Source organism: Fusobacterium ulcerans (assembly GCF_003019675.1).
Classification (GTDB): Bacteria; Fusobacteriota; Fusobacteriia; order Fusobacteriales; family Fusobacteriaceae; genus Fusobacterium_A; species Fusobacterium_A ulcerans.
The window spans coordinates 1,269,514-1,282,930 of the sequence record NZ_CP028105.1 but is presented as its reverse complement, the minus strand read 5'-3'; the positions used below and the strand labels follow the sequence as shown (position 1 = coordinate 1,282,930).

Below are 13,417 nucleotides of genomic sequence, written 5' to 3'. Positions count from 1 at the left end.
ATTGGAGGGAAGCAGTTTTGGATAGTTTAAAAGAATTGTTTAAAATAGGTTGTGGTCCATCTAGTTCACATACAATGGGGCCTGAGAGAGCAGCCAAAAGATTTAAAACAGAAACAGAAAATGCACATTCATATAGAGTAGAACTTTATGGAAGTCTTGCAGCTACTGGAAAAGGACATCTTACAGACTGGATAATAGAAGAGACTCTTAAACCCAAAAAAACAGAGATAGTATGGATGCCTGAATTTATCCATGAGTATCATACTAATGGAATGAAGTTTGAAGCTCTTGATGAAAATGGAAATCTAATTAAGGACTGGCTTGTATTTTCAGTAGGTGGAGGAACAATAAAGGAACTTTCTGATAAGAGAAATGGATCAGGAAGAACTTATACTCTTTCTAAAATGGATGATATTATAAAATGGTGTAAAGAAAATAATAAAGAGCTTTGGGAATATGTAGAACACTGTGAAGGAAAAGAAATATGGAATCATTTAAAAGATATTCTTGATACTATGAATGATGCTGTAAGCAGAGGAATCAAAAAAGATGGTGTCCTTCCAGGAAAATTAAGATATCCAAGAAAAGCTAAAGAGATATATGATAAAATAGATAAAAAGAAAAATTATCTAGTAATAACTAAGAAAATATTTGCTTATGCATTAGCAGTATCAGAAGAAAACAGCAGTGCAGGAACTATTGTTACAGCTCCTACATGTGGTGCCGCAGGAGTTATTCCAGGACTTCTAAGAGCATTGATAGAAGAATATGAATTAGATGAAACTACATCACTTAGAGCTCTTGCAGTAGCAGGGCTTATAGGGAACCTTATTAAAGAAAACGCAACAATATCTGGTGCAGAAGCAGGATGTCAGGCAGAAATAGGTTCAGCTTGTTCTATGGCAGCAGGTATGGCAGTATATATACTAGGTGGAACTATTGATCAAATAGAATATGCAGCAGAAATGGGAATGGAACATCACTTAGGGATGACTTGTGATCCTGTTGGTGGATATGTACAAATACCTTGTATAGAAAGAAATGCAATAGTAGCAGTAAGAGCATTGAATACAGCAGATTATGCACTTTCAACAAATGGAGAACATACAATAAGTTTTGATCAAGTAGTTATAACTATGAAAGAAACAGGAAGTGATATGTGTTCTTCATATAAAGAGACTTCAACAGGTGGTCTTGCAAAATATTATGATAAATTTTTAAAAGACTAATAGGTCGACCCTTTAATTTAATATATATTTTAGAGAAGTCTCTGAGTAATCAGAGGCTTTTCTCTATATGTATACTGTTTATATGTAGTTGATTTTTTTCTTTGTAATTAAATGAATTTAATTAATTTGAAACTATATAAATATTTGTTGATAAAAATAATTGACTTTTTTAATTAAAGAGGTATAATTACGGTTGTAGATATACAATTTACAGATATTTAAGGAGGAAAAATGTTTAAAAAGTTAACAGCAGAATTTATAGGGACTTTTTGGTTGGTACTAGGAGGATGTGGAAGTGCAGTTTTAGCAGCTGGATTTCCAGATTTAGGAATAAAATTTGTAGGGGTAGCATTTGCTTTTGGATTAACAGTATTAACTATGGCATATGCAATAGGGCATATATCAGGATGTCATTTAAATCCGGCAGTTTCAATAGGGTTATATGCAGCAGGTCGTTTTAATAAAAAAGAACTTATTCCTTATATTGTAAGTCAGGTATTGGGAGGAATAGCAGGAGCAGCAGTTCTATATGTAATAGCAACAGGAACAGAGGGATTTGTTGTTGGAGGATTTGCAAGTAATGGATATGGATTACTATCACCAGGAGGATATTCATTAACAGCAGCATTTGTTTCAGAGATTGTAATGACAATGATGTTTTTACTTATTATAATAGGATCAACAGATGAAAGAGCACCTAAAGGTTTTGCTCCACTAGCTATAGGATTGGGATTAACACTTATACATTTGATAAGTATACCAATAACAAATACTTCTGTAAATCCTGCAAGAAGTACAGCAGCAGCAATTTTTGCTGAAACAGGAGCAATGTCACAATTGTGGCTGTTTTGGGTGGCACCAATTATAGGAGCAATACTGGGTGGAATTATTTATAGAGTAGTTTTTGCTAAAAAATAAAAAAACAGCTTTGACAAATCAACTTATATATCAAGAAAAGAAAATCTACTCTAAAGAAGGCAGGCAGCTAAAATAAACAATAAAATAAAAAGAAACCAGCAGATTCTGCTGGTTTTTTATATGTATATGGATAATAATATTTTTTTAATTGCTAAGTCAGTATTTTATAGTTAGACTATGGAAATAGTAAAAAACAGATAATCAAAAATTTTATAAATCTCTAAACTATTTTTAGCAACAATATTTTAAGAAAAATTTTAAATAAAAAAGAGAAGCTGTCTCAATATTTTTTCAGTCAGCTTCTTTTTATATTAAAATCCCATATTCATATCAACAATAATAATTTTTATTCTATCTTTTATAAACTGTCCTTCAATAGCAACAAAAGAATTACATATTCTTTCAGGATGACGGCAATCTATACAATACCCAAGTTTTGCACAAGGTGTAGTTTTTCCAAGACGTACAGCATCAAGAGGAGCAGCAGTCTGTCTGGCTCTGTGAACAGCATGGTCCATGTCAGGAACTATTTTATTTATTCCAGCTACAATTATTACTTGTTCAGGGCCATATATAATAGGAGCTACTCTGCTTCCATTTCCATCGATATTAAATATTTTACCATCTTCTGTTATTGCATTAGCACCACTGATAAAAGTATCAGCAGAAAAATTTTTAATATAGATTTCTCTTTTCTCCTTTTTTGTTAAACTTTTTTTATATTTATCCAGAAAAATAAAATTACCATTTCTAAAGATACTATATATTCCAGCTTCTTCAAGAGTTATTGAATCACCACAGCCAACAATTGAGTTTTCAGGAACCAGTTCTTTTATTAACTTTATCAGTTGAGGTATATCTTCAACAAAATATCCCTTCATATTTCTTTTTTCAAAATTTAAAAGTATATTATTAAGCATATTTTGAGAAATATTCATAATACCTCCTGTTATTTTAAGAGATTTTTTAAGATGGAAGTAACATCTCCTGTTATTACACCACCATGATAACAGACAACTTGCTGAATATCATAATTTAGAAATTTTCTTATAGAATTAATAGCCTCATTCATATCAAGAGTAAATTGAGGATTAGCTAAAAGGAGATTTCCATTTTCAGCTACCATGGCATCTCCAGTTATAAGTGTTTTAAATTTTTCTAAATAAATAGAAATATGTCCTGGCATATGTCCAGGAGTGGCAATTATTTTCAATTCTTCACACCAATCTATTTTAGTATTCTCATCTATAGTTATATCTATGGGCACATGCTTTATAGCTTTCAGCATATTATGAAAGTACTCTGTATTTACTTTTTCTTCTTCAGAAAGAGTAGAATATATTCTTTCTGCCTGTTCCAGTCTTAGAGATTTTTTCTTTCCCTCAATATATGGTTTTTCCACAAGTGAAGAAGCAACTTGTATATGTGGATATTTTTCCTTTATTTCATAAAGAGCTCCTATATGATCATGGTCATGATGAGTTATGATTATCTTTGTAAGTTGAGAAAAATCAAAATTATATTTTTTAGCTTCTTTTTCTAACAAAGGAAGAAAACCAAGATTTCCACAATCAATGAGAATATTTTCTTTATCACTTTGAATAATTACAGGATGAATAAAATTTTTATCACCAGTTTTTGAAGCAAAATCTATATTTAAAACTATCAGTTTATTCATAATTCTCCTTGAAATATATTTGTTTCTAGCTAGAAAGTGTAAGCTGAGTACTATCTATATCATGTTCACGGAAGAAAGTTTCTATTTTAACTTTAGTTTCCAAAAGCAGTGATTTTATAAGTTCAGTTTTTTCATCAGTCATTCTAAATGAAGGGATGCTAACACTTATAGCAGCTAGAATATCATCTCCTTTAAAGAGTGGAACACTCAAGCAATAAGATTGTTCATTTGCTTCGCCATTTTCAGTTGCTACCATAGTTTTTCTTACTACTTTAAGTTGTTCAGCAAGCACTTCAAAATCAGTTATTGTATTTGGAGTATATTCTTTAAGTCCATCAGGGTAAAGTTCTCTTAAATCATCAATATTCTTTTGACAAAGAAGAGCTTTTCCCAGAGCAGTACAATAAGCGGGAAGCCTTTTTCCTACATATGAAATGATACGGATAGGATCATCAGAATCTACTTTTGCTACATATAGTACCTGCCCTCTGTCAAATATTCCCATTTGGCAGATTTCATTAGTCTTTTTTACAATATATTTCATTTCAGATTTTATAAACTGAAGAGCATTCATATTACTTGTGTAAGCGGAACCAACACAAAAAGAACCTATACCTATACTATACTTATAAGTATGTGCATTAAAAAATATAAATTTACGCTGAGCCATAGTATGCATCAAAGGCAGAATGCTGCTTTTAGGTGCGTCAATAGCCTCAGCAATTTCTGTTAAACTCAGACCTTCCTGATTATTAGCCAGCAACTCAAGAATATCGAGTACACGGGATGTAGGTCTATGCTCAGTTTTTGCCATGAAGAGGCACCTCCTAAATATTAATAACTTGATTATACCAGATTTTCAACAGTTTGTATATACATACAAAGAATACAGATGAATAAAGAATAATAAAGCCTAGAAAAAATTTTTTTATTATGAAATCTTCTTAAAATGGTGATTGAAAATAATGATAAAAATTTTTTAATAGAACATATTGACTTATATATAAAAGAATGCTATTATTGATTTATAATAATTCGTATATGAAAACTTGATTCGCATATACGAATAAAAATAAAAAAGCTGAATTTGAAGGCCACCAAATATAGCAGAAAATAAGATGTCAGGAGGAAAAGAATTATGATTATGAGATTTTTGAAAAGAGTACCTGCTGGTATGATGATTGTTCCTTTACTTATAGGAGCTTTTATGAATACATTTTTCCCAGCAGCATTGAAAATAGGATCATTTACAACAGCAACATTTTCTAGTGCAGGGGCAGCAACAGCAATGGGGATACAGTTATTCTGTCTTGGTACTACTTTACAGTTGAGAGACATGCCTAAAGTAGTAAAACGTGGAGGAATTCTACTTATTTCTAAATTTATAATTGGAGCAACTATTGGAATAGTTATTGGAAAAATGTTTGGTCTTGCAGGGGTATGCGGTCTTACAACATTAGCGATTATTAGTGCAGTTACTAATAGTAATGGAAGTGTATATCTTGCTCTTATGAAAACTTATGGAGATACAACTGACTGTGCAGCTATGGCTCTTTTGGCTCTTAATGACGGACCATTATTTACACTTATAGCTCTTGGTGCTTCTGGACTTGCAAATGTTCCATTCATGGCACTTGTAGCAACAGTTATCCCTATCATAGTTGGGATGATAATTGGAAATATAGATAAAGAGATGCAGACTTTCCTAGAACCAGCAGGAAACATTATGATTCCTTTTGTTGGACTTACTCTTGGAGCAGGAATCAACCTAAGCAACGTTGTAAAAGGAGGAGTTCCAGGAATAATTTTAGGACTTATAACAGTATTTGTAGGAGGATGTTTCATAGTTTTCTGTGATAAAATCATAGGAAGAAGACCTGGATATGCAGGATGGGCAGTTGCAACAACAGCAGGAAATGCAGTTGCAGTACCAGCAGCAGTAGGACTTATTGACCCAGCTTGGGCTCCATATGTAGGAGAAGCAACTACTCAAGTAGCAGCATCAGTAGTAGTTACAGCTATCTTAGTTCCATTAATAACTAACTGGTGGGCTAAAAAATATGGATGTCCACAATCTGAAGCTTTACAAGCAGCACAAGCAGAATTGAAAACAGCAAAATAAAACTTTTAAAATACAGAATACTAAAATCTTTAAGGAGGAATGTTATGATCAATGCTTTAATAATTGATGTGAAAGACAGTGTGGGAGTAGCTATTGAACAAATTGCTAAAGGAACAGAGATAAGCTATAAAGCTGGAGATAAAGTTTTAACACTTACAGCTCTTGGAGATATTCAAATATATCATAAATTTGCAACTAGAGATATAGCTAAAGGTGAACCAGTAGTTAAATATGGAGAGCATATAGGAATTGCATCTGAGGATATAAAAGCTGGAGCACATGTACATACTCATAATGTAGAAAGTCACAGAGAGAACTTATAGAATAGGGAGGGAATGTAATATGAATTTTTTAGGATATAGAAGACCAGATGGAAGAGTTGGAGTAAGAAACAAAATATTTATTTTACCAGCAAGTGTTTGTGCATCAGATACTACTAGAATAATAGCTTCTCAAATAGAAGGAGCAGTAACATTTAATAATCAGAATGGATGTTCACAAGTAGCAGGAGACCAACAGCTTACTATGGATGTTATGGCTGGAATGGCAGCTAACCCAAATGTATATGGAATAATAGTTGTTTCTCTTGGATGTGAAAACTGTCAAATGGATCTAGTTGTAGATGCAATAAGAGAAAGAACAAACAAACCAATGGAAACATTCATTATTCAAGAAAATGGTGGAACTATAACAACAATAGAGAGAGCAGTTCGTGCTGGAAGAAAAATGGCACAGGAAGCTTCAAAACTTCAAAGAGAAGAATTCCCAATATCTGAACTTATAGTTGGAACTGAATGCGGAGGATCAGACCCTACAAGTGGTCTTGCATCAAACGTACTTATAGGAGAACTAAGTGATCGTTTAGTAGCACTTGGATCTACTTCTATTCTTTCTGAAACTACAGAATTTATAGGAGCAGAGCATATCCTTGCAGCTCGTGCTAAAACTCCAGAAATAAAAGAAAGAATATATGAAATTGTACATAGATATGAAAAAGCTCTTCAATTAGTTGGAGAGGAAGTAAGAGACGGAAATCCATCACCAGGAAATATAGCAGGAGGAATTACAACTCTTGAAGAAAAATCTCTTGGATGTATTCATAAAGGTGGACATACAGAAGTTACAGCAGTATATGATTATGGAAAACAAGTAGAAGAAAAAGGACTTGTAGTAATGGATACTCCAGGAAATGACCCTTCATCAGTAGCAGGAATGGTAGCAGGAGGAGCTCAAGTTATAGTATTCTCTACAGGTAGAGGAACTCCTACAGGAAACCCTATTTCACCAGTAATTAAAATTACTGGAAATAAAATAACATTTGCTAATATGTCAGATAATATTGATATAGATGCAAGCCCAGTTATTTATGGACCACAAACACTTAAAGAACTTGGAGAAGAGTTCTTACAAGAAGTAATAGAAGTAGCTAATGGAAAACAAACTAAAGCAGAAACTTTAGGGTATACAGAAATGGCTATTGCAAGATTATGTAACTATGTATAAAATGTAGATATAAAGGTTATCATAGTAAGCGGAGAAAAAGCTCTTTCTCTGCTTACTAACTTTATATAAGCCTAAAACTCAGAAGGTGAAAAATGAAATTTATAAGATTTAAAAGTGAAAACAATGAGAAATTGGGTATTTTCAATAATGATGAATCAAAAATCATTGAGATATCTTCTGTGTTAAATGGCAGAAAGTTTTCTTCAATGATTGATCTTATAGAAAATATCACTGAAGAGGAACTTGAACAGCTTCAGAAAACTTTTGGGGGAAAGATTTCTGGCTATGTTCAACATGATGTTTCAAAAGTCAAAATATGCTCACCAATTAAAAGGCCTATCCATGATATCATCTGTGTAGGGGTAAATTATAAAGATCATCTGGAAGAAACTAAAGAAAGTTTTAAAGAAGATTTCACTGAACCTGCAAAAACAGTATATTTTTCCAAAAGAGCTTGTGAAATAATAGGATCAGGGGATGCAGTAAAAAGTAGAATGGACCTGGATACACATTTAGACTACGAGGTAGAGCTGGCAGTTATTATAGGTAAAAAAGGATCAGATATAGCAAAAGAAGATGTTGAGGAGTATATTTTTGGGTATTCAGTATTCAATGATGTATCTGCTAGAATATTACAGCAGTCACATCTTCAGTGGTACAGAGGAAAAAGTCTGGATACTTATTCATCTATGGGACCATGTATACTATATAAAACAGCACTTCCATTTCCGTTAGAGGTAGATGTGAAAAGTTATGTTAATGATGAATTGAGACAGTCTTCAAACACAAAATTATTTTTAGCGGATATTCCTCAGATAATATCTGAAATATCAGCGGGAATAACTCTTGAACCTGGAGATATAATAATAACTGGAACACCTTCTGGGGTAGGAATGGGAATGAAACCTCAAGGATTTATGAAAAAGGGAGATACAGTGACTTGTGAAATTCCAGAAATAGGAAAACTTGTCAACATTATAGAATAAAGAGCAACTATTTAAAATATATAAAAGGAGAATAATTATGAAAAAAGCAAATTTTTTGACTCCAGTAGTAACTGCATTTGATGAAAATGGAAATCTGGATATTCAAGGTAATAAAAATGTATGGGATCACCTTATTAAAGGTGGAGTAGATGGACTTGTAATTATGGGAAGTACTGGAGAATTTTTCTCTATGACTACTGAGCAAAAGAAAGAACTTATTAAATTAGTAGTAGAACATGTAAATAAAAGAACAAAAGTATATATTGGAACTAGCTGCATGACAGTAGAAGATACAGTTGAACTTTCAAATTTTGCAATAGAAACTGGAGCAGATGCTGTAATGATAATCAGTCCATATTACTTTGCTCTTTCTAATGAAAGTGTAGAATTTTTCTATGATAAAGTAGCAGAAGCTGTAAAAGGAGATATCTATTTATATAACTTCCCTGACAGAACAGGACATGATTTAACTCCAGAAGTTACATTAAATCTTCTTAGAAAACATAAAAATATAGTCGGGTTTAAAGATACTGTAAGTGAAATGGGACATACTAGAAAACTTATGACTACAGTATTGAAAGAATTTCCTGATTTTATAGTATTATCAGGATTTGACGAAAACTTTGTTCATAATATTTTATGTGGAGGAAGTGGATGTATTGGAGGACTTTCAAACTTATGTCCAGAACTTTTTGCTGACTGGGTAAAAGCAATAAATGCAAAAAATATGGATGAAGTTGCTAGAATTCAAAAAATAGTAGATAAATTAATGGATCTTTATCCAATAGGAACTCCATTTATCCCTATTATGAAAAAAGCTATGATACTTCATGGAGTAGAAATGAAAGAGTATTGTACAAAACCTTTCTTACCAGCAACTGAAGAACAAACTGAACAAATAAAAGCAGTTATGAAGGACGCAGGACTTCTATAAAAATAAGGGTGGCTATGCCACCCTTATTTTATCTTCTTCTCTAAATAAATCATATCTACACATTGAATTCCATTATCAAAAATTTCTTCATCATAATTATCTATAAAGAAATTCTTTATTCTGTGAGAAATTTTAAATCCGCACTTTTCATAGAATTCTACTCCAGCATCAGCAGTTCCTACTAATATAGAAGTATATTTATCTTTATAGTAATCACATATGAGATTGATGAATTTTCTTCCATAGCCTTTCTTGTGAATATCTTCATTAATAGCTATATTCTTTATTTCACATTTATGTTTGTCTATTTCAGTGACAGCACACTGTCCTAAAACTTTTTCATTTTCAATAAGAGAAAAAACTTCACTATTATTGATGTATTTATCAATAGCTTTCTCTTCTGGGTCGGCTAAGAGTAATAAATCAAGATAGATTTTTTTATTTCCTGTTATTTTCTTTAATTGGATCATATATATCACCTGAGAAAAAATTATTATTGACTATATACATATTACACTAAACTTTTTCTTTTAAAATCAGTCAAAGTGTGACCAAGTTTTTCCACCATTTCTTCAACAGTATTTTTTTTATCTGCAACAGCTTTTAATTCTGCATCAGTCATACCTACAAGTTGTACAAATTGTAATAGTCCATTTGGAGTATTTATTTCTCCAGCTTCATCAGGAACAGTTACAAAACCTGTAATATTAGATACTGATTTAGAATCCATACCAGTTTTTTGACCAGTGTAGATGTATTCGAAAGGTTGGAATATATCTCCATTTTCAAAAGTTATTCTTCCAAGTGTTTGTAAAATTCCACATATACAATTTAATTCTTCTTCATCGTTTTTTAAAGAAGATTTTTTTAATTTTAATGTAAGTTCAAATCCATATCCACTGTAGTCAAAATCTTCAGATTCCTTATCATACAGTTCAGAAAGACCATAAGTGACAAAATGATAGTAGTCTCCTCCATCATAGACACTAATGCCATCTAAAGGATCTTCTCCACCTAAACGCCAAGATATTATAGGGGCATAGTGAATAGGATCAGTCTGTTCAGGATATAGTTTTTCAAAAGCTCTTGTAATAGCATCCCATCCAGCAGTCTCTATATATTCTGTTTTCATTTTTTCCCTCCTGTAAAAAGTATATATTAAATAGTTATTTTAAATGTTTTTTAGTTATTCTATTAAAGTATATCATGTATACTGAATTTGGGCAAAGTATTTATTACCACCTTATTATCAATGGAATATTAGGTCTGAAATCTTTTTCTTTTTTTAAGATATGATTATCAAAAGTAAGTTCAAGATAGTTTTCATTATCTTTTATTAATATAAGGCTATTCGTTTTATTTATTATTTCAGCAGCTTCAGAAAAATTTTCTTTTTTATTTATATGCATTTTTACTTCAGTAACCTCTTTTAGAGGTAGTTTATGTTTCATATTCTCCAATTTTTCTAATGGATACTTGTCCTGTCTTCCTGCAAAAGAGAGATAGAAAAACATAGGCTCATTAAGAGGAGTACTATCAGCTACTTGTATTTTTAAAAAATCAGGAAGATAAATAGGATAATAATCCCAAACAGGAAAAAGAGCTTTCTCATTTTTTTCAGTTGTTGACCTAAATCCTATCCCGAAAGGAGAGATGTTTTTATCTTTTTTACTGCATCTTTCAAAAAGTCTCATAGGTTTAGTTAAATCACTTTTTACTTCTTTTAAGTTTTCTATCCACAACAGTTCAAGCATGAAGTTATGAAAGAAAAATCTTCTATTAGCAGTTCCCTGGCCAGGATGAATATTTGATGTTCCTTCAATAAGTCCAAATTCTTTCAACAAGTCTCCAACGGGAGCTTTATAATCAGTGCATATATAAATATGATCTACTTCCATAAGATTATCTCCTTATTTTATTTCAGCATTTACATCTGTTATCATTTTACTATTCAGAGCTTCTCTGGTAAAATCTTTTATAAACGGACCTACAATATAGGGATGATCACCTAAAGTTATAGTTCCTTCAAAAAGAATTCCATCTTTCCAGTGAGTGCTTCCTTCAATAAAAAAAATATATGTGCCTGCTGGAACAGGGTTTCCATTTTGATCAGTACAATCCCAAATATATGAAAGATGACTGCTTTTTGGAGTAGCTCCAGATATAGCATCTACTCTTTCTTTTGAATAATTTTTAATATTTGAATGTTTTACCCAGATGGGAAGAGCTTCTTTTCTCGTTGAATAACCATTGGTGGCTGTAAATCTTGTAACAAATATATTTTTTATTAGTTCATTATTTTCATTTTCTATCCATACAGCAAATTGATTTGAAGATAGTTTAAACTGCTTTTCATACTTAAAGGAGATATGAACTTTTTTTGTTTGAAGATTTTCGGCTAAAATATTTGTAAAAGCAGATAAAAAAAGTAGTAAAAAAAATAGCTTTGTTTTCATGTTCTTCTCCTTTGTCTATTAACATTAATAATCATCTATTAAAGTATATACTGGATAAAAGTATTTTACAATTTATTTTTATAAAACAAATAAAAAATGCCTCAAAAATATGAGGCATTTAATTTTTAACTTTTATCTATTTATTTTTTATCATGATATCAAGGATAACATCGTCAGTTATTTTCATTCCAACCTGTCCAAGAGTTCCTACATTTTTAATAGTAGATTCAATATTTCTTCCAACTATTCCTTCACCAAATTCAAATTTTCTATTTTTACTTGCAGCATAGTAACCATCAAATGCAGCAGCTACTCCACTTGCTATTTTTGTAGCACATGAACTCTTTGCTCCATCACATACTACTCCAGAAAGAGTTGCAAGAGTTGTTTCAATAGCTGAATCTATTTGGGCTGGAGAGAATCCAGAAAGGAAAGATATAGCTCCTGCTACTCCTCCACTTGCACATACAGCTCCACAATAAGCTGATAATCTTCCTATATTGCTTTTGATATGTATAGTTGTCATATGAGAGAAGAAAAGCCCTCTGATTAATTGCTCATATGGAATATTTTTCATTTCACAGAATTTGATTACAGGAAGAGAACAAGTCATTCCTTGGTTTCCACTTCCACTTGTAGTCATTACAGGAAGAGAGCATCCATTCATTCTTGCGTCACTTCCAGCACTTGCAAAGCTTGCCATATTATTTCTTACATCATTTCCATAAACTCCTTCTTCCATACCTTCTTTCATTAGTTTTCCAATAGAAAGACCATAGTAGTTAGAAAGACCTTCTTTTGCTATTGCAGTATTATAATCAATAACTTGTTTGAAAACAGGTTCTATAAGAGATAAATCTATATTTTTAGCTAAATCATGGATAAGTTCTACAGTAAGAAATGTTCTGTCAGTCATAACGTCTGCTGATGTACAGTCATCACAAAGACATCCTTTAACCTCTTCTCCATTTTTTGTAATTTTAGTGATATTAGTATGGTAATTTTGAATTTCAACAGAAGCTGTATCATTTCCACAAGTTCCTTCTAATCTGATATAAAGTTTCACATCACTGTCATTAAGGAAAACATTTATTCTGTTATCATCAAGAAATTTTTGAACTTCAGGAAGACGGCTAGTATCAACATGAGAGATTACCATAAGTTCTCTTTCACATTCTCCTAAGATAGCTCCCATAGCTACAGAAGCTTCTATTCCTACCATTCCATTTGAATTAGGTATTTTCACGCTTTTAACGTTTTTGATTATATTTCCAGAAAGGTAAGCATCTATTTTTTCAGGTACGTTTCCTAATACACTTGTAAGTTTACTTGCAGCATAGGCTATTGCTATTGGTTCAGTACATCCTTCAGCAGGTACTATTTCCTCAGCCAAGATACTCATTATTTTTTCAATTGTTTTTTCCATAATATTTTTTCCTCCCATGATAATTTTAAATTTGTTTAAAGTTATATTTCCCAATTTTAAATTTACATTTTAATTTATCTATCTGATTACTTTAGACAGACTTTTCTCACTGTAATAATAAGCAAGAATTATGCCAATAAAAAAATCTCTCAATCAGTAGTATAA

At 31.6% G+C, this 13,417-nt stretch carries 15 protein-coding genes; 7 read left to right on the top strand and 8 right to left on the bottom strand.

Going from position 1 to position 13,417, the window contains the following annotated elements:
* The first annotated feature begins 17 nt into the window (after window positions 1–17).
* Window positions 18–1,229: an L-serine ammonia-lyase gene (locus C4N20_RS05865; RefSeq protein WP_005979879.1), complete on the top strand. Its 1,212-nt coding sequence runs from the start codon at window positions 18–20 to the stop codon at window positions 1,227–1,229.
* Window positions 1,230–1,460: 231 nt separating this feature from the next.
* Window positions 1,461–2,147, top strand: coding sequence for an aquaporin Z (gene aqpZ, locus C4N20_RS05860; RefSeq protein WP_005979877.1), 687 nt, complete (start codon window positions 1,461–1,463; stop codon window positions 2,145–2,147).
* Window positions 2,148–2,458: 311 nt separating this feature from the next.
* Here aqpZ and C4N20_RS05855 read toward each other — a convergent pair whose 3' ends face one another.
* Genes C4N20_RS05855 through C4N20_RS05845 form a run of 3 tightly spaced genes read right to left on the bottom strand, consistent with a single transcriptional unit; the run spans window position 2,459 to window position 4,639 of the window.
* The gene (locus C4N20_RS05855; protein ID WP_005979875.1) at window positions 2,459–3,085 is read right to left on the bottom strand and encodes a lactate utilization protein; all 627 of its coding nucleotides are present in this window, start codon (window positions 3,083–3,085) and stop codon (window positions 2,459–2,461) included.
* A gap of 11 nt (window positions 3,086–3,096) precedes the next feature.
* Window positions 3,097–3,825: an MBL fold metallo-hydrolase gene (locus tag C4N20_RS05850; protein WP_005979873.1), complete on the bottom strand. Its 729-nt coding sequence runs from the start codon at window positions 3,823–3,825 to the stop codon at window positions 3,097–3,099.
* 25 nt (window positions 3,826–3,850) lie between these two features.
* A complete protein-coding gene (locus C4N20_RS05845) occupies window positions 3,851–4,639 on the bottom strand; it encodes an IclR family transcriptional regulator (protein WP_005979870.1) in 789 nt (262 codons plus the stop codon).
* Between the two features lie 324 nt (window positions 4,640–4,963).
* Here C4N20_RS05845 and C4N20_RS05840 point away from each other — a divergent pair, with 324 nt between their 5' ends.
* The 5 genes from C4N20_RS05840 (at window position 4,964) to C4N20_RS05820 (ending at window position 9,370) form a co-directional block, all read left to right on the top strand.
* Window positions 4,964–5,947: a 2-keto-3-deoxygluconate permease gene (locus tag C4N20_RS05840; protein WP_005979868.1), complete on the top strand. Its 984-nt coding sequence runs from the start codon at window positions 4,964–4,966 to the stop codon at window positions 5,945–5,947.
* A gap of 44 nt (window positions 5,948–5,991) precedes the next feature.
* A complete protein-coding gene (locus C4N20_RS05835) occupies window positions 5,992–6,270 on the top strand; it encodes a UxaA family hydrolase (RefSeq protein ID WP_005979865.1) in 279 nt (92 codons plus the stop codon).
* 19 nt (window positions 6,271–6,289) lie between these two features.
* Complete coding sequence (locus tag C4N20_RS05830; RefSeq protein ID WP_005979864.1) at window positions 6,290–7,450, top strand: UxaA family hydrolase; 1,161 nt, start codon at window positions 6,290–6,292, stop codon at window positions 7,448–7,450.
* A gap of 92 nt (window positions 7,451–7,542) precedes the next feature.
* Window positions 7,543–8,436 (top strand): fumarylacetoacetate hydrolase family protein, encoded by an 894-nt coding sequence (locus tag C4N20_RS05825; RefSeq protein WP_005979862.1) that lies wholly within the window; start codon window positions 7,543–7,545, stop codon window positions 8,434–8,436.
* Between the two features lie 37 nt (window positions 8,437–8,473).
* Entirely contained in the window at window positions 8,474–9,370 is an 897-nt protein-coding gene (locus tag C4N20_RS05820; RefSeq protein ID WP_005979860.1) for a dihydrodipicolinate synthase family protein, read from the top strand.
* A gap of 23 nt (window positions 9,371–9,393) precedes the next feature.
* Here the strand turns inward: C4N20_RS05820 and C4N20_RS05815 are convergent, their stop codons facing one another.
* The 5 genes from C4N20_RS05815 to C4N20_RS05795 form a co-directional block, all read right to left on the bottom strand.
* Window positions 9,394–9,840: a GNAT family N-acetyltransferase gene (locus C4N20_RS05815; RefSeq protein WP_005979858.1), complete on the bottom strand. Its 447-nt coding sequence runs from the start codon at window positions 9,838–9,840 to the stop codon at window positions 9,394–9,396.
* Between the two features lie 41 nt (window positions 9,841–9,881).
* Entirely contained in the window at window positions 9,882–10,502 is a 621-nt protein-coding gene (locus C4N20_RS05810) for a suppressor of fused domain protein (protein ID WP_005979856.1), read from the bottom strand.
* 103 nt (window positions 10,503–10,605) lie between these two features.
* Window positions 10,606–11,268: a hypothetical protein gene (locus tag C4N20_RS05805; RefSeq protein WP_005979854.1), complete on the bottom strand. Its 663-nt coding sequence runs from the start codon at window positions 11,266–11,268 to the stop codon at window positions 10,606–10,608.
* 12 nt (window positions 11,269–11,280) lie between these two features.
* Window positions 11,281–11,826 carry a DUF2271 domain-containing protein gene (locus C4N20_RS05800; RefSeq protein WP_005979852.1) on the bottom strand — a complete coding sequence of 182 codons (546 nt, stop codon included), beginning with the start codon at window positions 11,824–11,826 and terminating at the stop codon, window positions 11,281–11,283.
* Window positions 11,827–11,962: 136 nt separating this feature from the next.
* Window positions 11,963–13,252, bottom strand: coding sequence for an L-cysteine desulfidase family protein (locus C4N20_RS05795; protein WP_005979850.1), 1,290 nt, complete (start codon window positions 13,250–13,252; stop codon window positions 11,963–11,965).
* Between the last annotated feature and the right edge of the window lie 165 nt (window positions 13,253–13,417).